The following is a 22838-nucleotide window of genomic DNA, read 5'->3' as shown; positions in this document are numbered from 1 at the left end:
CTCGCTGTTGTCGCTCATCCACGCGTCGAGTTCTTCTTCGCTCACACGGCCCGATGCCAGGTCCATGAACATCCGGTAGGCATCTTCCTCGCTGGCATTGATCTCGATGCCGTTCACGTCGAGAAATGCGAAAGCGATCACCAGCGCCGTGCGCTTGTTGCCATCGACAAATGGGTGGTTCTTGATGATGCCGAATGCATATGCAGCGGCGAGCCGCGCCAGCGATGGCTTTTTCTTTCCGTAGGCCAGCAGATTTCGGGGCCGCGCCAGAGCTGATTCCAACAAACCGACGTCGCGAACCCCGGCTGCCCCTCCAAACGTGACTAGCTGCATGTCGTGCAGTACCAGTGCCTCCAGGACTCCGATCCAGACCGGTTCCCTCATTCGGCCAGCTTTCGCAGCGCGTTGCGGTATTTCCGCGTGGCCCGCCGGCCCGCTTCCACGACCCTGGCAAACTCGGCCTTGTAGGGCGTAAGTTGCACGCCCCCCGGAGTCTCGCTGATGTACAGCGTATCTCCTTTCTCGATGTGCAAACGATCCAGAAGTTTCTTCGGAAGCACGATCCCTACGGAGTTGCCGACTGTTGTAACCTTCACCGTCGCCGCCATGCCGCACCTCGCCATATGGTTATAACAAACATTATAACACGACATTTGCCGCCAAACTGCGGCAGCCGGCAGTATTCCGTGCGGATGTTGTTGGCCACTACACAGCCCACCTTGCCTCCGCCAATCCACCCTCATATACTCGCTGGTTTGCCCGCCGCGGCATGTCACACCGGCGGCGGACTGCTGGACTTGGGAGAACTTCCATGACCACCATCACCATGGAGCAGGAGATCAATCCCTGGGAAGCGCAGCGCGCGCGCTTTGAAATGGCGGCGCACAAGCTCAACCTGGATCCGGGATTGATGAAGGTGCTGAGCCTTCCCAACCGCGAGATCATCGTCCACATCCCGGTGCAGATGGACAATGGCACCCTGGAAGTGTTTACCGGATTTCGGGTGCAGCATTCGATCGTGCGCGGCCCGGGCAAGGGCGGCATCCGCTACTCTCCCGACCTCACCCTCGACGAAGTGCGCGCCCTGGCGAGCTGGATGACGTGGAAGTGCGCCGTCGTCAACATTCCCTTCGGCGGCGCCAAGGGCGGCGTCATCTGCGATCCCAAGAAGATGTCGATGGGCGAACTGGAGCGCATGACGCGGCGCTACACCGCCGAACTGATGGAATTTATCGGACCGGAAAAAGACGTTCCCGCACCCGACGTCAACACCAACGAGCAGATCATGGCCTGGATCATGGACACCTACTCCATGCACATGCGCCAGACGGTGACCGCGGTCGTGACCGGCAAGCCGCTCAACATGGGTGGATCGCGCGGACGCCGCGAGGCCACCGGGCGCGGGGTCATGGTGGTGTGCGACGAGGCGCTGAAAAAGCTGCGCCTGAACCGCGACGAGACCCGGGTCATCGTGCAGGGTTTCGGCAACGTCGGCTCCAACGCCGCGCGCCTGATGTACGAGGCCGGCTACAAGATCATCGGAATCGTCGAATACGACGGCGGGCTCTCCAACCTCAACGGCATGGATATCGACGCGCTCTGGGAGCATCGCTACCGCACGGGCAGCCTGCACGGTTTTCCCGGCGCCGAGGCGATGGACCCGCAGCAGCTCTTCCTGGCCGATTGCGACATCCTGGTACCCGCCGCCATCGAGAATGTCATCACCACCCGCAACGCCGACCGCATCAAGTGCAAGATCCTGTGCGAGGGCGCCAACGGGCCCACCACCGCCGCGGCCGATGAAATCCTCGCGGAGAAGAAGATCTTCGTCATTCCCGACATCCTGGCCAACGCCGGCGGTGTAACCACTTCCTACTTCGAGTGGGTGCAGGACCGGCAGGGGTATTTCTGGAAGGAATCCATGGTCAACGAGCAGCTCGAGCACATCATGCGCAGCTCGTTTGAAGACGTGGTCCGCTACGCCGAGACGCACAGCGTCAACAACCGCATCGCCGCCTACATGCTGGCCATCGACCGGGTGGCCTACTGCCTCAAGCAACGCGGAATTTACGCGTGACGTCCCAACCGGAGGTGCGAATTCGCAACCGACAGCAAACCCGAAAGCCACCGCGGTGACGAGCCCGAGCAGGATTCAATCCGCCGCCAACAATGCAAGATTCTTGAACTCTTCGGAACCATAGATTACGATCCGGCATGCGACTACAAAGCGGCTCGGTCCCGCCGCCGCAATCAATTCGATTGCGATCCGTCGAATGAGCAGGAATAGCAGCTTCCGCATTGCTTTGCCCCGAGGCGCGGAGCATAATCTAACCTTGGCAGGCGCCGAGAGCTGACCCCGTGTCCGCCAGCGTAGGGGCCTGCGGTTTCGAAGTGAATCTGCCGAACTACATCACGCTCACCCGCATCTGCAGTGTCCCTGTGCTGATCTGGATCCTGTCGAGCAGCCGCTTCGCTTTGGGCGTCCATGGCGAGCGCGAATGGCTGGCCTCGGCGGTGTTCATCGCCGCATCCATCACCGACGGTCTTGACGGCTACCTCGCCCGCCGCCGCCATCAGATCACCACCATGGGCATGCTGCTGGACCCGCTGGCCGACAAGCTGCTCATCGCCGCCGCTTTCATCACCTTGGTGCAGTTGAACCCGCGCGTGGTGCCGGCCTGGATGGCGGTGGTGATCATCGGGCGCGAATTCCTGGTCAGCGGCCTGCGCTCCATCGCCGCGCAGCAGGGTTTCACGATTGATGCCAGCGATCTGGGCAAGGTCAAGATGGTGGTGCAGATCGTGGTGGTGGTGCTCTGCATCCTCGACCACCGCTGGCTGCAGTGGGAGTACGGGAGCTTCTTCTTTCCCATCGATGTGCTGGCACGGGTCGGCATCTGGTTCATGGTGACGCTCTCGCTGGTCTCGGCCTTTGATTACTTCGCCGCCTTCTGGCCGAAGATTGACCGCCAGGTAGTGCGCCGCCAGCGCCGCGCGTTCATCCTTAGCCGCCGGAGAAAGAGTGATGTCGCCACCACCACGTAGCGACAACACCGCACCTACCGACCCCCTCGCAGAATATTCCACTGAAGAACGCAGCCTGCTGCTGACGGTTGCGCATCGCTCGATTGAAGCCACGCTGGCCGGCGCGGAACTGGACGTCAGGGCCCCCTCGCCGCATTTGGAAGAAAGACGCGGGGCTTTCACCACTCTGCACCTTCGCGGCGAACTGCGCGGCTGCGTCGGCTACGTCTTGCCAGTCTACTCGCTCTACCGCACCATCGCCGAGGCGGCGGCTGCCGCCGCTTTCAACGACGTTCGGTTTCCTTCCGTGACCCGCGAAGAGGCGCCGCTGCTGAACATCGAAATCAGCGTGCTTTCGCCGGTGCGGCCTATCGCAGCGGAGGAAATCGAGGTCGGACGCCATGGCTTGGTGATCACCTACGGGATGCGCCGCGGGTTGCTGCTGCCGCAAGTTCCGGTCGAGCACGGCTGGGACCGCCTCGCCTTCCTCGCGCAAACCTGCCTCAAAGCCGGCGCCCCGCCCGATGCCTGGCAGCACGGGGCTGTGATCGAGGCGTTCACCGCAGAGGTGTTTGGGGAATGAAGAAATTAAGAAGTCAGAATGAAGAATGAAAGAGGAATAAGCGAATGCACGACCTCGCCCGTGGCGCGGATCTTCGAAAACGGACCAAGCAGTTGGCTTTGCGAGTTATTCGCCTATGTGACAAGATGCCTGCGCGGCCGGTTGCACGAATAATTGCGAATCAGTTGCTACGGACGGGCACTTCGGTCGGGGCAAACTACCGTGCTGTATGCCGGGCTCGTAACCGCCAGCGCGCACTCGAAACCTTCTTAATTCTGACTTTTCTTAATGCTTAGTTCTGACTCATGACTTGAAGAGTGACTTCTGCCTTGCGCACGGTCTTCCATGTCGATATGGATGCCTTCTTCGTCTCGGTCGAAGAACTCTTCGCTCCCACGCTGAAAGGCAGAGTTGTGGTGGTGGGCGGGCAGCGTAACGAACGCGGCGTGGTCGCGGCCGCCAACTACGAAGCCCGCAAGTTCGGCGTGCACTCCGCCATGCCTCTGCGCACCGCCTCCAGGCTGCTTCCCGCCGACGCTATGTTTATCGAGGGGCACCCGGAGCGTTACCGCGAGTGCTCACGCCAGGTTTATGAAGTCCTGAAGCGCTTCTCGCCCGCGGTCGAAATGGCCTCCATTGACGAAGCCTATCTCGACATGACCGGCACCGAGCGCCTGCACGGTCCGCCGCTGCGCGCCGCGCACGCCCTGCATGCGGAGATGAAATCAAAGACGCAGCTCAACTGCTCGATCGGCATCGGAACCTCGCGCCTGGTCGCCAAGGTGGCCTCCGACCAGGCCAAGCGCAACGGCGTGCTGTACGTGCTGCCGGGTTGCGAAGCCGCATTTCTGGCTCCGCTCGATGTCCGCAAGATTCCCGGCGTGGGAAAAGTGACCGAGCGCAACCTGCATGACATGGGCATCTTCAAGGTCGGTGATCTCACCAAGCTGGAGGATTTGGTCCTCGAGCAGCGTTTTGGCAAATGGGGCCTGGCGCTGGCCGGCAAGGCGCGCGGCGAGGACGCCGGCGGCTGGTTTGACTCCGACATCGGAGAGAACCCCGATCCCAAGTCCATCAGCCACGAGCACACCTACAACGAAGACACCGCCGAGGCGCAGCAACTGGAAATCACACTGGCGCGCCTGGGCGAGATGGTCGGGCGCCGTTTGCGGGAAAACTGCCTGTACGCGCGCACCATCCAGCTCAAGCTGCGCTACCAGGATTTCTCCACCATCACGCGGGCGCACACGCTCGCGGCCGCCACCCAACTGGACACGGAAATCATCGAGCAGGTCCGCGCCCTGTTCCGCCACAACTGGCAGCCGGGCCGCAAGGTGCGGCTGCTGGGCGTGCAAGCGTCGTCGCTGGAAACGGCGGAAGGACAGATCGAGTTGCTCGATGCCGACCGCCACCAGCGCTGGAAGCAGGCGCTCTCCGCCGCCGACCGCCTGCGCGACAAGTTCGGCGAATCCGCCGTCTCCCTCGCCAGCGGCATGGGCGGCGGCTTCCGCGAGCGCACCCACGAAAATCCCGCCGCGCTGCCGGGAAAGAGGAAAGAAGAATTGTGAGTATTCGGCGGCGATCGGAGATCGGCGGTCGGTGAGCAGTCGCCGCCGTTTGGAAAGTACACTAAAATCGTGTACACTATTTTCGTATGAAAAACGTCACTCTCAGTGCCGATGAGGAGCTGATCGAGCAGGCACGCCTGGTAGCCCGCTCCCAGCGCAAGACGCTGAATGCTGCCTTTCGTGAGTGGCTGCTGCAATACACCGCGCAGTCAGGCACTGGACAGGATGTTGAATCGCTTATGAAGCGGCTGCACCACGTCAATGCCGGACGCCGCTTCACGCGGGACGAGATGAATGAGCGGTAGGTTTTTTCTGGACACGAACATTTTTGTATACTCGCTCGACCACAGCGCGCCGGCGAAGGCCCGGCGGGCGATACAACTGATTCGACGCGCGGTGGGCACCGGGAAGGGGACCATCAGCTACCAAGTGGCTCAGGAGTTTTTCAACGTGGCGTTACGGCGTTTTGCCCAGCCTATGAAGGTGGCGGAAGCCGAACAATACCTGGGCACGGTGTTTCGGCCGTTGATGACAGTCCACTCGTCGCAGGCGCTCTACGGAGAGGCCCTCCGGTTGAGCGAAAGGTATCGGCTGCCTTGGTACGACTCCCTGATCTTAGCGGCGGCGATCGAGGGCCAATGTAGCGTTCTTTACAGCGAGGACTTCCAGCATGGTCAACGCTTCGAAGCCCTCCAGATCCAGAACCCCTTCCTATAAAAAATTTGCGCCGCTGCGCGGCTGCCGACCGCCTGCGTGACAAGTTCGGCGAATCCGCCGTCTCCCTCGCCAGCGGCCTGGGCGGCGGCTTCCGCGAGCGCACCCACGAAAATCCCGCCGCGCTACCGGGGAAAGTCAAAGGGAACCGCGAGAAGTGAGCAGGCTTTAGCGGGCGGGTGAAAAACTCCCGTTGACGGTCGTCTTGGAGGGGCGCGGCTTCAGTCGTGCCGAAAACGCCACTCTTGAAAGTCTTCCAGGCCGTCGTTTCCGGCGGCCTGAAATATTAGCAGCGCACGGCAGCTTACATCAGAACGGCACCCGAACAAGAGCACGCGATGCGGCTATTGGCCGATGCGAGTGCCTTGGCAGAAGGAATACTTAATATTCTGCTGCTCCGGAAGACGGTATGGGTTAAGAATCCCGATCGCATAGTACTCTTTACCTTCGTTGAAAAAGGCACCCTTCAGCCTCCCGGTCGCGGTCCCAGTCGTGCCACGGCCATGGTGGTGGGACGAAGTTTGGATCAAATCCCAGTGCCGGGGGAAAGAAAACCGCTGGATCGGGGCGTTTCCCGGTGTCGAGCCAGTACATCATGCCGTCAATGCCGGCGAGTATCTGCGCCGGGGTGAACGTGCAATGCGTGTTCACTACGCCGTTGCCGGTAGAGAATTGCTGCATTAACAGCTTCCGGTTGCCATGCTGTTTGACGGTGGTGCGATAGGCGCTCTCGTTGTTGGGAATGACAGCCGCGTCACCCGTGGTGTGCAGGGTGAGGACGGGTCGCTTGATTCGGCCGGACGGATTGTAGTAATGCTCGGCGTAGCGACGCGCGTTGCGGTCGGAGGCGTAGATCGTCTGGGCATTCATGGCCGCCAGCAGCGGCTCGGCATCCAACCCAAACTGGTTCAGCAGATACGACTTGTCCGCGTCGCTGAGCGTGTACACCCGCCCAATGTTCTGGGCCACAGGGCCACCCGCGCGTTGCTCCATATCCGGCCTGATGGCGATGGACAACCACAAAGTAATAGCCCTGTAGTTCACGGGTCCGTAGAAGCTACTGTCGGGGGGAATCCGGTTGACCAACCGGAGGAATTCCCAGAGCCCCTTCTTCTCGGGGATCAGTTGCTGCAAAACGTGTGGATAGACCTCGGTCATGAAGTTCAGATCGTCACGGAGATTCCCGGGCGTTCCCCACGCGTCGTTCCAGCCGAACGCGACAGCGTACGCTAATGTGATATCAAGTTTCTGGTCGAACATGCGCTGCGTACCGGCCCCCGGGGCACACAAAGGGACCGCACCGTCATACAGGCCGGGGAATTTTTCGATCAAGGCGAGCGTCACCAGGCCGCCCATCGACTGGCCCCACATGATCGTCCGCCGCGGACGGCCCACCAGGCCGTGAAAGGCCGCCGTCAGGGCAACCGTATTCTGCATCCTCTCCTTGAAATTCCACCCCGCGTCCGTTGCCGCTCCGGGGATGGGGACCGCACCAGCGGCGTGGATTCCGGCCAGAGCCAAACCTTTGGCGAGCAGCGTTTCGACGTTCATGCTCGGGGGCGCCAGCGGCGGCGGCATGAAAGCTTCGGCGTATCCGTAAGCGTAGACCAGCAGGGTGCCGTTCCAATTTTCGGGAACGCGGATTCGGTAGGGCACGCCGTTCAATTCGCCTTGCAAGTCGGCGGGCAGCGGCACGTGTCTCGCCAACTGTCCGGCGCTCGAAGGCACAAGCAGCGTGAGTATCAACGGAAATATAACGACTAGCATGCGCAATTTCATATAGCACCTCGAAGTTTGTCTCCTGACTGCCGCCGGATTTTCGTCCAAGTTGGCGCTGAGTTGGCGGCATTCGGGCAGTTCCCGAATTGGTTTCAGAGTCGTTCACGGCCAATTTGAAAGTAGCCGCAGGCGACAGCACTGGCGCTAGACTTGGAACGCGTCATCACACCTCAGTCGACATGATTGTCGGCTTTCGGGGACGAGACAATAGACGCGGGCTTGACCCGTTCTTGAATCTTTCCTTGCCGCGCAGCCCTATGCAGGCGCGGCAGTTCGCCACAATTGCGCGACGATCTGCGAGGACCTGAGCTTGGGTCGAGGACCGCTGCCAGGAGCAGGACAATGTCCAGCATCGTCCGCTTCGGCTCCTACGAAGTCGATTTATGCGCCGGTCAGCTCCGCAAATGCGGAGTGAGGATTAACCTGCGCGATCAATCTTTTCAGGTCCTGGCCGCGCTGCTCGAGCACGCCGGCGAGGTCGTCACCCGGGAGCAATTGCAACGGCGGCTCTGGCATGGCGACGTGTTCGTGGATTTTGAAAACAACCTGAACACCGCCGTCGCGCGCCTGCGCGGGGCGCTGTGCGATTCCTCCGATCATCCCCGCTTCATCGAGACCCTGCCCAGGCGCGGCTATCGTTTTATGGCGCAGGTTTCCGAAGCGCCGGCGCTCCCGCAGCCTGTCCCGGCCTCGCGAGCCAGGCTGGTCGTGCTGCCGTTCGTGAATTTCAGCGGCGATTCGGCACAGGACTACTTCAGTGACGCCATGACGGACGAGATCGTCACCGCGCTGGCGAGCCTGGCGCCGGAGCAACTGGCGGTGATTGCCCGCACAACGGCCATGCACTACAAGGGCAGCCACAAGGATGTGTCACGCATCGGCCGCGAGTTAGACGTGGACTACGTCGTAGAAGGGGCACTCCGCCACAGCGAAGTGCAGGTTGCGGTCAACGTGCAGCTCATTCAAACCAGCGACCAGGCGCACCTGTTTGCCAGGAGGTACGAGGCGGACTTGCGCGACATCTTCCACATACAGAACTCCATCGCGCAGGATATCGCCGCGCACATCCCATCGATGGCGGACAAAATTCGCGGGGAGCAGGTCAGAAGGCAGCCGACCGAGAATCTCGCAGCCTACAGCGAATACATTAAGGGCCGCTACGAAATGTGGAAGTGGAGACCCGAGAGTGTGACCAAGGCCAAGAAGCATTTCGAGGCAGCGCTGAAACACGACGCTGAGTTCGCGCTGGCGTGTGATGGCCTCGCCAATCTCTATTGGTACCTGGGTTTTTGGGGATTTGCTCCGCCCGATGAAACCGAGCCCATTCGCCGGTTCTACGCGTTGCGGGCCTTCGAACTCGATCCCACGTTGGCCGAACCGCAGACCTTAGTCGCCTTTCATCCCGAGAAATGCAATTACATCGGCGCCTATTCTTATAACTGGGCGGAAACCGAGAAGCAGATGGCACTGGCGCGAGAGCTGGATCCCAACTCACCCCTGATTCGGGTGAGGCACGCGACGGTTCTGTTAGTACTCGGGCGCATAGACGAAGCTGTCGCAGAGCTCGAACGGGCGCTGGAATTCGACCCACTGTCCCCCGAGGTGCGCTTCTGGTTAGGGGAATTGTTCTTCTTCGGCCGTAAGTACGAGCGAGGACTCGAGCAAGCGCGGCAACTTGTCGAGCTTGAACCGGAGCACCAAGTTGCTTACATGGTGCTCGGACAGGTTTACCTGGGGATGCAAAGATTTGAGGAGAGTGTTGCTGCGCTCCGCCATGCGGTCGAGATTTCCGGTGAGTTTCCTCTCATGCTGGGATGGCTCGGCTTGGCATTAGGCTTAGGCGGGTACACGGAGGAGGCACGGACCGTGCTGGAGCGGCTGCGTGTGATTGCCAGCCAGCGATTTGTGCTGCCGACAAGTCTCGCCTGGATCCACTTTGGGCTCGGCGAGATCGACGGCGCGTTCGAGTGGATGGAGCGAGCGGTTGACCGGAACGACGGCTGGATTCCTGCGCTCAAGAGCTATCCGTTCCTAGATCCACTTCGGGCGGACCCGCGGTTTGCTGCGCTTCTGCGCAAGATGAACCTGGAAGCCTGAAGGAGGCGTCGCGAGCGCACCGACGAGAATCGCGCCGCGCGGCCCGGAAAATCAAAATCCGAACGCGAGAAGGTCAGGGAGGGGGCAGGGGGGTGCCTCAGTTCCGCGATAATTGACAAAATAGTTATATCGGTAACCTGACGAACCGACCGAAAAAACGGGGGGGAATCTAAAGCGGACGGCGAGAAGAGATAGACCGACTTCCTGAGCACCCTAGAGCTAAAAAGCGGCGCCCAGCGGCACCACCCAGATATCCACCGTTTGGGTGCCAGCGCTGCCGCTACGTACCTCAAGGCGGCCGGGATCGACGCCTTTCTCCCGCACCAGGTAGTCCCTGGTGTTGACGGCACGCTGCTCCGCGATGTTCAGGGCGTTCTTCTCATTGGGATCAGCGTTGCCCACGATCACGCCGCGAGCACCCCCCTCCCGCTGCAGGCGGAGGGTGCAATCGTCGAGAATGGCCTTGGCCTCGTTGTCCACATGGGCTGGACGACGCATGTCCCGGCCGAACTCTACGGTGCCGCATTTGCTGGCCTGCGGCAGCGCAGCTGGGACCTCGGCATTAGCGCGGCGGGCTTCGACATTCACGGTGGTGCTTGCGCTGGCGCTCAGGCCGCGGTCATCGGTGGCGGTGCAAGTGACGGTGATCAGCCCGGCTGGCGTGCCCACGGTGTCCAGCGTGCTCTGCGCACCGCTGGGTGTGAGGCGGCCGCCGGAGGCGGTGAACTCGTAAGTCAAAGGCCGCTTCTCGGGGCTCTCGCCGATGGCGGTGATGGTCGAAGGCTGACCCAATTTCACCGTGCTCGGGTTGGCGCTGCAGGAGGAGATGGTGGGAGGAAGCTGAGGGGCAAGCTGCGAGGTCTGCTGAACGGGAACGCTGGGTTCCAGTTCCACGTCGTCCCCGACAGTCACACTCTCCAGCGCGTAGGTGATCATCGCCGTCGAACTGGTGGGTGTGACGTTGAGCACCATCATCTCCGCCAGCGCGCGCTGCGGGAGGTCGACATACTTGGCGTTGGGGCGCGACATAGGGTACTGCTGCGTCTCCTCACTCTGCTGCACCTTGATGGACAGAGCATCCACTCCTCCCATCCTGGCGGGGTCGTAATTGCGTACGGCACGGAAATAATCGCCCACCTTCACGCCCTTGTCCGCTCCGGCGCTGATGTACACCTTTTGCGAGGTGCCCACCAGGTAGTCAAAATCCTTGGCCATCACAATGCGTGCCCTCACGCTGCCCTGGCCCGCGGGGAAGCGCTCGAAAGCGGTCTTGCCACGATAGGTGACCGGCGGCTTCTCCTGGAACGGAACCACCAGGTCGCCCGCCACCATCGGGGAACAACTGAACTCGACGAGAGCAATCGCGGTTTTGCCGCGGATTGCGGTCACCCGCAGCCGGCCCAGTTCCGCATAGGGCTGTCCGAGTTCCGCAATCGCGGAGGTCTGCCCGGCAAAAGCGCGGCTGCGGTTGGGGTCGCGCAACTCGCGCAAGACCGCCAAGCGCGAGCCTTCCTGGTAGCCGCTGCCTTCCAGGAACACCGTGTCGCCCTGGCGGAATTGTGTCTGGTCGGGCGATGCGGCCCCGGCCACGATCTGGTTGTCCCTGGCGTAGGCGGTCTTGGTGATGAAACCCGCGCAATACATATCCGAGTAGCTTGGCGCCGCGACCCGCTCCACCAAGTTGGTCGCTTTCCGTGCCGGCGCAGGTTGAGGCTCCTGTTGCGAAAATGCCAACGGCGCACACAGAGCCAACAGCAACACTACTTTCTTCATATCTCTCTCCTTCACGTGCCGCACACGCGGGGGCGCGTCAGAGACAATACCGCGAATGGAACGCTAGCAAACAGCTTACGGAGGGTCAAGCACGGCCGTGTTTACCGATTCGGTACTCCATCCCCGGCTGGCGCATTCTGGAGACGAAAACCGCATTGCATCTGCTATGGTGCACCTGTAATATGCTGCACATCCTCGGCCAAACTGGATGAGTGCAGGAATCGCCAGCTTCGTTCCGCGGCCATTGCCGCTGCGGCTACCGCGTCTTTGTGTCGCGATCGCCGCCACGTCGGCTGCCAACATGATCGAGCGAGCCGAGTCCATGATTCGTGATAACCCCTTTATTGAGTTTAGGTTAGACTATCTGAAGAGTCCCGGCCTGGCGCTCCCTCCGATCCGGCGCTTTCTGAGCTATCACCCGGCAGCGATAGCCATTGCCACCTGCCGCCGGACGGTGAACGGGGGCAAGTTCCGCGGCTCGCTGGCCGCCGAGGTGGACATACTGGCCAAAGCCGCCGCCAGTGGCTGCCGGTTACTTGACCTCGAGATCCAAAGTGCCTCGGCCATGAAGCCTGAGGATCTGGAGCGACTGCGCGACCAGGCGGCGCTGATCCTGTCCTCCCACGACTTCCGCGCCACCCGCAAAATCGAGCACACCTTCGCCAGGATGCAGCAGTTCCCCGCCGACTTTTACAAGATTGTCACCACCGCCACCACGCTGTACGACAATGTCGCGATGGTGAAGTTCCTGGAACATACCCGCAACACCCACTCCGTGATCGGCGTGTGCATGGGAGAGCAAGGCATCATCAGCCGGGTGCTGGGACTGCGTGCCGGCAGCATGTGGACTTTCGCGGCCGCCAGCCGGGGAGAGGAAACCGCGCCCGGCATGGTCGCCGCCAAGACCCTGCGCGAGGTCTATCGCATCGAGCAACTCGACGCCGCGACCAAGGTTTACGGCGTGGCCGGCGATCCGGTGGCGCACTCCCTGTCGCCGCAGATGATGAACGCCGCGTTCCGCCGGGAAAACGTGAATGCGGTATACCTGGCGCTGCACGCCAAGACGCTCGCCGATCTGCTGAAGTGCGTGCGCGAGATCCCGATCCACGGCCTCAGCGTGACGATGCCCTACAAGCAAGAGATCGTTCAGCATCTTGACAACAGCGACGCGCTCACCCAGAAAACCGGGGCGTGTAACACGGTCGTACGGGCGCAGGACGGCAGGCTTTACGGCTTCAATACCGACGTTGCCGGGGTGGTGCAACCGCTGGAGCAGCGCATGCAACTGCCGGGCGCAACCGTGCTGGTGCTGGGTGCAGGCGGCGCGGCACGGGCCGCCGTCTTCGGGTTGAAGCAGCGCGGCGCCGAAGTTTACATTCTCAACCGCACCCCTGCACCGGCGCAGAAGTTAGCGCGCCAGGCGAAGGCCAAATCCATCAAGCGCAGCGACCTCAAGAAGCTGTCTTTCGACGTGATCATCAACGCCACCCCGGTCGGCATGAGCGGTAAGACTTCGCCGCTCCAGGAGAAGGAAATCCGGGCGAAGCACGTGCTGGACATGGTTTACAGCGAAGCCGAGACGCGTTTTGTCCGCCTCGCCCGCGCGCAGGGCGCCAGCGTCATTCCCGGCACTGAGATGTTCGTTTACCAGGGGGCGCGGCAGTTCGAAATCTGGACCGGCAAACCAGCGCCGCTGGCCGAAATGCAGCACGAGGTGCGTGCCACTCTCGCCGCGCGCGCGCGCAATGGCGATAATCACAAAAACAAATAGCACAGAATCCCGGCGAACCGCGCCACCACGCGATCGCCGCTGGCCCCCTCAAGAACGCCGCTGGTGGCCCATTTTTCGCCTTCCAGCTTATCCTGCTTTGGGAATGCACTAATTCAGTTGCTCCGGCGCTTAAACCGGGCTAGGATAGGTTGTTGGGCGATATGCCCGCGCCCAAATAAGAAAGCAGTACCTAGCCGTAGCTCCCATTTCGTAGGCCCGTTCACCTACTGCGACGAGTCCATTCGCCGCCCAGCCCGGAGATTCGATATGGCATGGTACGCCTACTGCATTACCGAGCAGCATGCGTTTTCGACTAACGGTGCGCACGCCCGCAGGCCCTTCCCTATTCCCGGCATGAAAGGCATCGCCGGCGCAACCGTTCTGGCTTATCCCAGCGGCGATTTCGCCGTCATTGCCAGCGAATACGAACGCAGTGGAGCGCTCGATCAGACATCGGTACTGGAGCACGCCCGCGTGGTCAGCGAGTGTTTCCGCAACACAACGGTGCTGCCCTTCAAGTTCGGCACCGTTTTCGACAGCGACGAAGCCCTGCGCCGCGCCGTGCGCGCCAACCGCAAGGCATTCACCGAAAGCGTGGCCCGCCTCAAAGGTAAGTCGGAAATGCATCTCAAGGTTGTGGTGCACAGCCTCTCCGCGCGCGACTTGCTTCCCGACGCCACTCTTCCACTGGCCGCCGGCAGCGAGTATTTGTGCAAGCTGCGCGAAATCGCCAGCCGCGACCGCGAGCGCCAGAGCAAGGCCCGCGCCGTCTCCGTGCAGGTGCACAAGCTGTTTTTGCCGCTGGAGGAGGAAGTCAGTTGCAAGAGAGTGGATTCCGGCGGCCTGCTGATTGATATTGCCCACCTGATCGACTCCAAGGCCGTGGAAAAATATCAGAACCGCTACAGCGCCGCCACCCGCCAGTTGAAGAATTGCCGCGTCGCCATCAGCGGCCCCTGGCCGCCGTATCACTTCACTCCCGGCAAGCTGCGCACCGTGGGCTCGAACAGCTAGCGATACTCTCGGTCGCAAACCGCTCACCACCGGGGCAATTCTGCCCCGGTTCTCTCTGGCCTGAAGATCGGACTATAACTCTCGGCCGCTCCTTGTGGCATTGGCCCGCGCCAAAGCCACCCGCCACATGGTCGAGGCCCACAGGTGGAAGCCGGGGCACGAAATGTGAGCGGTGCAGTTTCTAGAGGGTGTTTGGCTCTGTTGAGATCCCCGCACCATAAGCCGATCATCACCGCCACCGGTTCCGCGAACAGTCCCATCTGGGGCATCAAGCAGAACGAAGCTACCGGCGGACCAACGGGGGTCACCACAGTCGCGCCCCCGGTCGGCAGCGAGGGAGATGTCATCGAGATGGAAATGCCTTCGCTGCTAGAGATCGGGCGTCGTGCCGCCATGCAGGCCGAGCGCGAGGCCATCGAGCGCGTTCTGGCCCAGACGCGATGGAACCGCCGCCAAGCCGCCAAGATCCTCAAGATCAGCTACAAGGCTCTGCTCAACAAGTTGAAGGCCATGGAGGAGCAGAACCGGGCTCACAGTAGGCAGCGCAGTGCCTAGAGTGAGCATTGCGATTCCGACTGCCGCGTGCGTACAGATTCATTGTTTCCTGTGCAAAAGCTGCGCTTTGTCCCTGCTAACTGCGTAGTTGCCAACAGCTTGATTAGCTGAGGCGAATTCTCTTCCGCGTCTGCGGCTTTTGGTTGCGAGAGTGCTGGTTGGCTTGGCAACAAAAGAGGCCGTGACACAAGCATGACTTTGAACCTCTTCCTTGGTTGGCGACTTGTCCAAACTCCGCGTCCCTGCCGACGGAACGGCGCTTAGCATCGCCTTTTCTGACCTGCCCTCCCTCCCCCTGCCTCTTTCAAAGTGGCCTCGCAAGAGGCCGCTTCTTGTTTGTCCCGGAGCAGTTCAAGAATTGCCCTATCCCCGACGACGAGGCCGGTGTTGGCGGAATGTGGGTGCATCGCGACCTTACTCCGAAATCGGGAATCCGCGAAGCGGCTGGTTGCGCAACCAGTTGACGCCCGCTCCACGGCGCGGATATCATCTTCAGTTTTATCCCTGTGTTCCATGGCTTTCCGTGAACCGGGTGGAAAGAATCGGCGCATGGAAAAGAAGAAGCTCGAATACTTTAAGAAGAAGCTGGAAGAGCGGCAGCAGCAGTTGCGCAAGAACGTGTCGCGCAGCGAGCAGGACGGGCGCACCACCGACCTCGATACCGCGCAGGACATTGCCGACCGCGCCGCCAGCTCTTACAACAAGGAGTTCCTCTTCCATCAGAGCAACAGCGAGCGCCAACTGTTGCAGATGGTTGAGGGCGCCCTGTCTCGCATCCGCGAAGGCACATTCGGCCAGTGCATCTCCTGCGGCAAGGAGATCAACCCCAAGCGCATCGAGGCTGTGCCTTGGACCCGCCACTGCATCGAATGTCAGGAAAAGCTGGAAAAAGGCCAGCTCGAAGAAGCGACCGGCTAACCGCCGAACCTAGCTACTTCCCCAAATCACAACTCACAGCCCCAGCTCAGTCATTCGCGCTACTCGGCGAACCTGGCGGAAGCTATTTGGGAAATAACCGTGGAATGCAGCGCGGCCGCTGCGCTCAAACCCGCAAAACTGAAACCTGTCTCGCTTTTGCCGAAGCTGAGGCCTGAGACTCGGCTTACTTCAGCTCGGCCAGCCGTGCGCTCGCAATCTGCGCCGCCGGGCTGTCGGGGTTTTCTTTCTGCACTTGCTGATACAGGGTGCGCGCGTCCTGCGGCTGCTTCGACTCGTACACCGAGGCGAGCGCCAGTTGCGCTTGCGACTTCGAAACCGTATTCGTCGGGTGTTCGATCAGGTCTTTGTAGATCGGCGCCGCCTGCGCGTCCTTGCCCTGGTTGCGATATAAGGCCGCCAGCGCGAGCTTGGCCAGCGAAGCCAGGTCCGAGTGCCCCGACTCCGCCACTTCCTTCAATTCTTTTTCGGCCGCCGCCGTGTTGCCCGCGTCCTGGTCGGTCAATCCCATGAAATAGCGCGCAATCTCGGCTGAGTTGGTGTGCGCATACTGCTCCGCCACCTTGGCGAACTCCGCCCGCGCCGCCTTGGCCCGGTCCGCAGTCGTTGCAAACGATGTCACCTCCGGCGCCGGCGGTTGTCCCCCCGAAATCAACGGCGCCTGATACACCTGCAACGCATGCCCCAGCGCCACGCCCGCGGCCTCGTCCTGCCGCTGGAGGTAGAACCAGCCGGCGGCCACGATTACCAGCACCACCGCCACCGCGGCCCCACCATAGACCAGCTTGCCGCCGTGTTCGACCGCCCAGGAATAGGTTTCCTTGGCGGTGGTCCGGAATTGATCTTCTTTGAGCTGATGTCTTGTTGAACTGCGCACGTTTGTTGAGTCCTTAACCGTCGAGGAGGGCTGCCGTAGAAAGACTGCGGCAGACGGCCCAGAATTGTCGAGTCTAGCAGGGCCAATTCAGCAGCGTCAAACTTGAGGCTCTGTAGCGGTTCTCGGCTCTCGGTCTTGGGTTCCCGTTGGAACCGTCCCAAAGCCGAACACCGTCAACCGACAACCTTCTGTACAACCGCGCTCCGTCTCCGTGGCTTCGAACTAAGAAAGCGCCGCTTCTGTTAGTGTGTCCCTGTACTGCGGGCCGGACTTGATCCCGCGAACCGGACGAGGAGGCTTTATGCGCAAGCTAGCAATTTCGGTCGCCATCATCGTCGCCATCCTTGTCATCATCATCGTTGTCGTGCCGCTGGTGCTCGACATCAACCGCTATCACGGCGTCATCCAGGCGCAACTGGAAAAGGCCCTCGGACGCTCCGTCACCTTCGGCCAGATGCACCTCTCGCTGCTGCCCCCGACGGTGCGCATGGATGACGTTGTTATCGGCGAAGCCCCCCAGTTCGGCCGCGGCCCCTTCGCCAGCATGGATGCCATCGACGCCTCGGTAAAACTGCTGCCGTTGCTGCATCAGGACGTGCAGATAAGCTCGCTCGATCTCAAGGGGCCCAAGCTGCAACTGATCCGTAACGCGCAAGGGGTTTGGAACTTCTCCACCCTCGGCCAGGCGCAGCAACAGCCGAGCAAGCCGGAAGCGCAGGGCGGCGGCTTCGTGCTCTCCAATCTGAAGATCAGCAACGGCCAGGTCACGCTGGTTGATGACCAGAAGCATTTCCAGGGCGTCTACAACAATATCGACGTCAGCCTGCACGGCTACGCGCCCGGCAAGCCCTTCGATTTCTCCGCCGCGCTCCGTCTACCCGGCCCGGGCACGGAAACGCTCGCGCTCAGCGGCACCGCCGGACCCATTGACCAAGCCGACATGCTGAAGACTCCCTTCGACGGCAAGCTGCAACTCAAGGAAGTCTCCCTTGGCGGCATCCAGAAGGTGCTCGATGTGCCTTCGCTGAAAGGCATGGAAGGCACCGTCTCCGGCAACCTCGCGCTCAAGAACGATAACGGCACGCTCAGCTCGGAAGGCACGGCAGAACTGAAGGACGGCGTCGTGCGCAACGTCAAGATCGGTTACCCCGTCTCCCTCGACTACAAGTTCACCGACCGCCTCGCCAGCGACCAAATCCACATCGATCGCGCCAAGCTGCAGCTCGGTTCGACGCCGCTGTCCATCTCCGGAGACATCAATGGCGGCGCCACGCCCGCCACCGCCAACGTGCACGTCACCGCGCAAGACGCTTCCATTGCCGAGGTCGCGCGCCTGGCTTCCGCCTTCGGCGTGGCCTTCAATCCCAACATGACGGTGAACGGCAAACTCACCGCCGAGCTGAGCGCGCAAGGCCCGCTCGCGCAGCCGGCGCTCAACGGCAATCTGTCCGGCAAAGACATGCACGTCAGCGGCGGCGACCTGAAGCAACCCGTCGATGTCAGCGGCATCGAACTCGCGCTCACGCCGCGCGACATCCGCTCCAATCCCTTCACTGCGAACAGCGGCGGGACGAAGGTCGCGGTGCAGTTCGCGCTGAGCAACTACACCAGCGCCTCGCCGCTGGTTGACGCCACGCTGCGCACCTTCGACGCCAGCATTCCGGAACTGCTCGCCATCGCGCGCGCCTACGGCATCTCGGCCGCGGAAGGCATCAGCGGCGCCGGCAATATCTCGCTCGACCTGCACGCCGCCGGTCCGATCAAGAACACCGACGCCATGAACTTCAGCGGCAGCGGCAAGATCGTGAGCGCGACGCTGAACACGCCGCAGATTACGCAGCCGCTGGCGATCAAGAACGCCGACCTGCAGTTCAGCCAGAACGGGGCGTCGCTCAACAATCTCAATGCTTCACTCGCCGGCACCAACGCCACCGGCAACATGACGCTGCGCAACTTCAATGCGCCGCAAGTGCGGTTCACGCTCAACGCCGACCAGGTCGATGTCGTAAAATTGCAGCAGGCGCTGGGTAGCGCGCCGCAGCAGCCGCAGCATCGCGCCACGTTGGATTTGTGCGGCATACGCGCCCTCGCGTGTGCGGTCACGAACGATGCTGGAGCGCACTCGCCCGCGAGCACGTTTTCCTGGAACCTGATCCCTCGCGCCGAAGCGCAAACGAAATCCGCCGCGCCACAGTCCAGCATCCTGGAAAGAATCAGCGGTGGCGGCAGTATCACGGCCGGCAAGGTCATCTACGACCAGCTCCTGCTAGACCAGGTCCATTCCAACGTCGTCTTCGACCACGGCGTGATTAAGCTCGCGCCCATTACCGCCGGCCTCTACGGCGGCCAGCAGATCGGCACGATCACCTTGGACATGCGCCCCACGCCGATGGCCGTGACCGTGCAGACCAAGCTCAACCAGGTGGACGCCAACAAGCTGCTCTCGTCGGTCAGCTCGCTCAAGCAGACCGTCTACGGCCTGCTTGCGGGCAACGCCAATGCCAGCTTCCGCGCCGCCTCGTCGGCCGACATGGCGCGCACGCTGAACGGCACCATCGCGCTCGATCTCACCAAGGGCAAGCTCGCGCATGTTGACCTGCTGAACGAACTGGCCGGCGTCGGCAAGTTTGTCGGCGCCGGCTTCAAGTCGCCATCCTCGACCGGCAGCGAGCCGTTCACCGATATTGTGCAGCTCACTGGAAATTTCAACGTGGTCAACGGACTGGCGCAGACCAACAATGTGAAAGCCGTCATTCCCGGCGGAACCATGGCCGCCGAGGGCGCACTTAACCTGGCGACCGAAGAGCTGAACATGCACGTGACCGCCGTGCTCTCCAAAGCGATGAGCCAGCAGGTGGGCGGGACGCAGGTCGGCGGCTTCATGCAGACCGCGCTCGCCAACCAGCAGGGCGAACTGGTCATTCCCATTCTCCTGACCGGCACCTTCGGCAGCCCGCGCGTCGCGCCCGACCTGCAAAAGATCGCGCAGATGAAATTGCAGAACCTGCTGCCGACCGCGGGCAATCCCGGCGGGCTCGTCAGCGGCATTCTGGGCGCGGTCGGCGGCAAGGGCGGTGCGCAGCAGCGCGGCCTCGGCGGCGTTCTCGGCGCCCTCGCAGGCCAACAGCAACAGCCGAAACAGCCGACGGCCTTGCCGCAGCAGCAACCTCAGCAACAGAATCCTCTTGGCGACCTGCTCAATCAGGTGCTCGGCGACAAGAAGAAGCAGCAAAAACAACCGCCGCCACCGCCAAAGAAGTAGTAGAGTCTCGCCAAAAACGGGTGGACCGGGCTCACCCTCGAGCGTGACGGTTGAAATGCGTGCCACGGGCGGCGCAGCCGCACTTTCAACGAGTAGCACCAGCAACCCTTTGTACTTCCCGTTCGATTCTAGCTGCGTCTTTGTCGCGGGCCACTTCCAGGTCATAGCGAGTCTGGAGATTAAGCCAAAACTCGGGCGTGGTGCCAAGACAATGGGCAAGCCTGAGAGCCATATCGGTAGAAATGGCCCTCCTCTCGTTCACAATCTCATAAACTGCGGGCGCAGACACGCGCAGGGCCAGGGAGAGCTTGTGCGGATTCACGCCAAGCGGCCCCATGAATTCCTCCCGCAGAATCTCGCCGGGATGCACGGGCTTCAATTTTGCTGCCATATTTCTTGCTCTCTCAGTGGTAATCCGTAATCTCGACATCGTAGGCATCCCCATTCCGCCACAGGAAACAGACACGCCATTGGTCGTTGATGCGGATGCTGTGTTGGCCCTCAATCCGCCCCGGAGAGCGAACGTGGCCGTGACTATGTTGCGGAATTTGATTCGACGGGAGCACTCGTTCGGCACGTCATAGCGGGAAAGGGCTCCCTCCAGTTCAGTGACAACATGGTAAGCCGAGCCATGGATGCGCCAGCGGCATATGGGGAAGATGGTCAACTTTACTTGCTGAACCCGAAGGGTGTATCTGTGGTGTCTCGCACTGGTGACAGCATAAGGAGCTTTGTTTTGGCTACCGCAGAGCCAGAATACATGCCGTTCAACATATTCTATGCGGATCGGCGACTTGTGATCACATATTTGAAGTATGGCGGCAAGGGACCTGCCACTACCTACTACTCCGTTGTCGATGCGGCCAGTGGAGATGAACTGGCGGTCTATAAAACTAGTCCTGAGTTAGGAAATAACCTACTCTGTTATACCAGCGAGGGCTTTGCTTTTTACCGAGTCGAACATGGCAGAGCAAAGTTAATCACCGCAAAGGCGGAATGATGTAGTGTTCGGTTGCATTAGAGTTGCTGCGCAGGGCCGTTGGTCCGGTCCAGAATAGAGGTCGTTTGAAATGAAACCCAGCCTTCGAGCCAGACTGTTTGTCGGCGCAGTCATCCTGACCGCCATGGGTGTGAGGGGGGACGGCCAGATCTGGCAAGATGCATCGCCAGGGGTGTTCAAGGCTAGGACAGAGCTTGTTTTAGTGCCGGTGGTGGTCACCGATCACAACGGCAAGTTTGTTCACGGGCTGGGCAAGGAAGATTTCCGGCTAGAGCACAACGGCAAACTACAAGCTCTTCGTACGTTTGAAGAAGTCACCGCAAGACTCGCTCCCGTGAGGCGCACGGAATTGCCCAACAATGCGTATACGAACGAATTGGCGAATGACCCGAATGCAAAGCCTTTATACATCATCTTGGTGGACGTGCTTAACACTCCTTTCGAGAATCAAGTCCAGGGTCGCGAGGCGCTGATGAAAATGTTGGCTCAAACGGTGCCAACGAATGCGCTCGTCGGGTTAGCGGTACTAGACATCAATGGGTTGCATGTGCTGCACGATTTCACCAACGATCCTCGCATCCTGGTGTCGGCGCTGCGTACAGCTACAGGACAACCGGCGCTCGACAGCGCAACCCGGGATGCTGCCGCGAGTTCCTTGGGAGAAGCGCGCCAGTTAGTCGCTATGATCACCCAAGGATTGAATGCCGAAAAGGCGCTCCAGATGGCCAGTGCGGCACTGGCGTCGGGAGTCGTCGCGACCTCGAAGCAGAACCAGTCGATAATGACGACTCTGGAAGCCTTTCGCCATATTGCCGAGGGCGTAAAGGCCATACCTGGCCGCAAAGCATTGATCTGGGCGTCGGGAGGGTTCCCCTTCAAGGTCAACACCACAACGAATGAGATCACGGGCGGAGTTGCACCGGAGGTATATCGCCGCACAATGGAAATGCTTGCGGGCGCGAACGTGGCGATGTACCCGGTGGATCTGAGCGGCTTGACCGCGGAACCAGCGCCCAAGGTCGTGGAGCAACGAGACGTGGCCAGCGTGACGCCCGGGAGGATTCGCGGCGAGGAACTCCGCAATCCGTTTAATGACAATAGCGCGGCTACGCTTCGGCAAAGTGTGCACGAGGGGATGAAGCTGTTTGCCGAAATCACTGGCGGGCGGGCGTTTTATAACATGAATGATCTCTCGGGTGCTTTCCAGATCGCGTACGCAGACCTGTCTAACTTCTACTTGGTAGGTTACTACTTAGCTAAAGACAGCAAGCCTGGCTGGCAAAGATTAAGGGTATCTGTAGGCAAAGCGGCGATACAGGTCCGAAGCCGCTCCGGATTCTTTCTCACCCGTAGTGACGACCGCACCGTTCGCGAAGTAGATGAGCGAATGGCGCTCGAGTCGCCCGTGGATTACACGGGTTTGCCACTCACGGTGCAGTGGGGACAGATTGAGGGCTCGGCGGAAAAGAAGGCAAACTTCGTGGTGACAGTTGCACCGGGTTCAGCCCGAGTTGACACAGAACGCAAGAATGCAGTGGACATTGACTTCATTGCGGTTGTGTTCGATGCATCAGGGCGGAAAGTTGCGCAGGTGTCACAGAATTTTAGAGCAGACCTTACCCCAGAAACGGTGCAACAGATCGCCGCGAACGGGGTAAGGTACGCAAACACCATCAAAGTGCCATCTGGTGAGTATGGAGTTCGCTTTGTGGTGCGCGACAACCTCACGGGAGTGCTCGGCAGTGTATGGGCACCTCTGAAGGCTGATTAGGTAGCGATTTTATCTGTTCGTCATTGCGTACACGATGCGTTCTATCGGTTGTTCTTGTACGTTGCAAGGGACGACGCCTCCGCTACTTCAACCGCAGGACTTCGATAGGATCTGCCGAAGAGTGACCCCGAGCCT

General features: G+C 60.9%; 23 protein-coding genes. 16 read left to right on the top strand and 7 right to left on the bottom strand.

The annotated features are described in order from the left end of the window. Together LAN64_10100 and LAN64_10095 are read right to left on the bottom strand one after the other, a co-directional pair. Positions 1-384 (bottom strand): type II toxin-antitoxin system death-on-curing family toxin (locus LAN64_10100; GenBank protein ID MBZ5568186.1); only part of this gene is annotated, 384 nt, incomplete at its 3' end. Continuing rightward, positions 381-608 carry an AbrB/MazE/SpoVT family DNA-binding domain-containing protein gene (locus LAN64_10095; GenBank protein MBZ5568185.1) on the bottom strand — a complete coding sequence of 76 codons (228 nt, stop codon included), beginning with the start codon at positions 606-608 and terminating at the stop codon, positions 381-383. The genes LAN64_10100 and LAN64_10095, both read right to left, overlap by 4 nt. A 203-nt stretch (positions 609-811) precedes the next feature. Here LAN64_10095 and LAN64_10090 point away from each other — a divergent pair, with 203 nt between their 5' ends. The 8 genes from LAN64_10090 (at position 812) to LAN64_10055 (ending at position 6029) form a co-directional block, all read left to right on the top strand. Beyond that, entirely contained in the window at positions 812-2077 is a 1266-nt protein-coding gene (locus LAN64_10090; protein ID MBZ5568184.1) for a Glu/Leu/Phe/Val dehydrogenase, read from the top strand. A 314-nt stretch (positions 2078-2391) separates the two neighbouring features. Further along, positions 2392-3045, top strand: coding sequence for a CDP-diacylglycerol--glycerol-3-phosphate 3-phosphatidyltransferase (gene pgsA, locus LAN64_10085; protein ID MBZ5568183.1), 654 nt, complete (start codon positions 2392-2394; stop codon positions 3043-3045). Then, positions 3026-3607, top strand: a complete 582-nt coding sequence (gene amrA, locus LAN64_10080; GenBank protein MBZ5568182.1) for an AmmeMemoRadiSam system protein A — start codon at positions 3026-3028, stop codon at positions 3605-3607. Before pgsA ends, amrA begins: the two co-directional genes overlap by 20 nt. A gap of 44 nt (positions 3608-3651) precedes the next feature. Beyond that, complete coding sequence (locus LAN64_10075) at positions 3652-3882, top strand: four helix bundle protein (protein MBZ5568181.1); 231 nt, start codon at positions 3652-3654, stop codon at positions 3880-3882. Positions 3883-3915: 33 nt separating this feature from the next. Continuing rightward, a complete protein-coding gene (gene dinB, locus LAN64_10070; protein ID MBZ5568180.1) occupies positions 3916-5154 on the top strand; it encodes a DNA polymerase IV in 1239 nt (412 codons plus the stop codon). Between the two features lie 86 nt (positions 5155-5240). Beyond that, positions 5241-5459, top strand: a complete 219-nt coding sequence (locus tag LAN64_10065; protein ID MBZ5568179.1) for a hypothetical protein — start codon at positions 5241-5243, stop codon at positions 5457-5459. Continuing rightward, on the top strand, positions 5449-5871 hold the full coding sequence (locus LAN64_10060; GenBank protein MBZ5568178.1) for a PIN domain-containing protein: 423 nt from the start codon (positions 5449-5451) through the stop codon (positions 5869-5871). Before LAN64_10065 ends, LAN64_10060 begins: the two co-directional genes overlap by 11 nt. Positions 5872-5876: 5 nt before the next feature. Beyond that, positions 5877-6029, top strand: a complete 153-nt coding sequence (locus LAN64_10055; protein ID MBZ5568177.1) for a hypothetical protein — start codon at positions 5877-5879, stop codon at positions 6027-6029. A 280-nt stretch (positions 6030-6309) separates the two neighbouring features. On the opposite strand, the gene LAN64_10050 is transcribed toward LAN64_10055, so the two are convergent. Then, positions 6310-7563, bottom strand: a complete 1254-nt coding sequence (locus tag LAN64_10050) for a hypothetical protein (GenBank protein MBZ5568176.1) — start codon at positions 7561-7563, stop codon at positions 6310-6312. 426 nt (positions 7564-7989) lie between these two features. Here LAN64_10050 and LAN64_10045 point away from each other — a divergent pair, with 426 nt between their 5' ends. Then, positions 7990-9744, top strand: a complete 1755-nt coding sequence (locus tag LAN64_10045; GenBank protein ID MBZ5568175.1) for a winged helix-turn-helix domain-containing protein — start codon at positions 7990-7992, stop codon at positions 9742-9744. Between the two features lie 219 nt (positions 9745-9963). Here the strand turns inward: LAN64_10045 and LAN64_10040 are convergent, their stop codons facing one another. Continuing rightward, on the bottom strand, positions 9964-11517 hold the full coding sequence (locus LAN64_10040) for a hypothetical protein (GenBank protein MBZ5568174.1): 1554 nt from the start codon (positions 11515-11517) through the stop codon (positions 9964-9966). A 208-nt stretch (positions 11518-11725) separates the two neighbouring features. On the opposite strand from LAN64_10040, the gene aroE reads away from it, so the two are divergent. The 4 genes from aroE to LAN64_10020 all read left to right on the top strand — a co-directional run bounded on the left by aroE (position 11726) and on the right by LAN64_10020 (position 15775). Further along, complete coding sequence (gene aroE, locus LAN64_10035; GenBank protein MBZ5568173.1) at positions 11726-13288, top strand: shikimate dehydrogenase; 1563 nt, start codon at positions 11726-11728, stop codon at positions 13286-13288. Between the two features lie 267 nt (positions 13289-13555). After that, the gene (locus LAN64_10030; GenBank protein MBZ5568172.1) at positions 13556-14302 is read left to right on the top strand and encodes a GvpL/GvpF family gas vesicle protein; all 747 of its coding nucleotides are present in this window, start codon (positions 13556-13558) and stop codon (positions 14300-14302) included. A gap of 351 nt (positions 14303-14653) precedes the next feature. Next, the gene (locus tag LAN64_10025; protein MBZ5568171.1) at positions 14654-14857 is read left to right on the top strand and encodes a hypothetical protein; all 204 of its coding nucleotides are present in this window, start codon (positions 14654-14656) and stop codon (positions 14855-14857) included. A gap of 549 nt (positions 14858-15406) precedes the next feature. Next, positions 15407-15775 (top strand): TraR/DksA family transcriptional regulator, encoded by a 369-nt coding sequence (locus LAN64_10020; protein MBZ5568170.1) that lies wholly within the window; start codon positions 15407-15409, stop codon positions 15773-15775. A gap of 184 nt (positions 15776-15959) precedes the next feature. On the opposite strand, the gene LAN64_10015 is transcribed toward LAN64_10020, so the two are convergent. Further along, positions 15960-16670 carry a tetratricopeptide repeat protein gene (locus LAN64_10015; GenBank protein MBZ5568169.1) on the bottom strand — a complete coding sequence of 237 codons (711 nt, stop codon included), beginning with the start codon at positions 16668-16670 and terminating at the stop codon, positions 15960-15962. Positions 16671-16971: 301 nt separating this feature from the next. Between LAN64_10015 and LAN64_10010 the strand changes: the two genes are divergently transcribed. Then, positions 16972-19932, top strand: coding sequence for an AsmA family protein (locus tag LAN64_10010; protein MBZ5568168.1), 2961 nt, complete (start codon positions 16972-16974; stop codon positions 19930-19932). Positions 19933-20017: 85 nt separating this feature from the next. Here the strand turns inward: LAN64_10010 and LAN64_10005 are convergent, their stop codons facing one another. Together LAN64_10005 and LAN64_10000 are read right to left on the bottom strand one after the other, a co-directional pair. Continuing rightward, positions 20018-20323: a HigA family addiction module antidote protein gene (locus LAN64_10005; GenBank protein ID MBZ5568167.1), complete on the bottom strand. Its 306-nt coding sequence runs from the start codon at positions 20321-20323 to the stop codon at positions 20018-20020. Positions 20324-20336: 13 nt separating this feature from the next. Continuing rightward, positions 20337-20498: a type II toxin-antitoxin system RelE/ParE family toxin gene (locus LAN64_10000; GenBank protein MBZ5568166.1), complete on the bottom strand. Its 162-nt coding sequence runs from the start codon at positions 20496-20498 to the stop codon at positions 20337-20339. A gap of 65 nt (positions 20499-20563) precedes the next feature. Here LAN64_10000 and LAN64_09995 point away from each other — a divergent pair, with 65 nt between their 5' ends. Both LAN64_09995 and LAN64_09990 read left to right on the top strand, forming a co-directional pair. Beyond that, positions 20564-20932, top strand: coding sequence for a hypothetical protein (locus LAN64_09995; GenBank protein MBZ5568165.1), 369 nt, complete (start codon positions 20564-20566; stop codon positions 20930-20932). A gap of 70 nt (positions 20933-21002) precedes the next feature. Beyond that, complete coding sequence (locus LAN64_09990; protein MBZ5568164.1) at positions 21003-22703, top strand: VWA domain-containing protein; 1701 nt, start codon at positions 21003-21005, stop codon at positions 22701-22703. The last annotated feature ends 135 nt before the right edge of the window (positions 22704-22838 follow it).

It is taken from the genome of Terriglobia bacterium (assembly GCA_020073185.1).
Lineage (GTDB): Bacteria > Acidobacteriota > Terriglobia > Terriglobales > Acidobacteriaceae > JAIQGF01.
The sequence above is the reverse complement of the archived record's forward strand: the minus strand, read 5'-3'. Positions and strand labels throughout refer to the sequence as shown.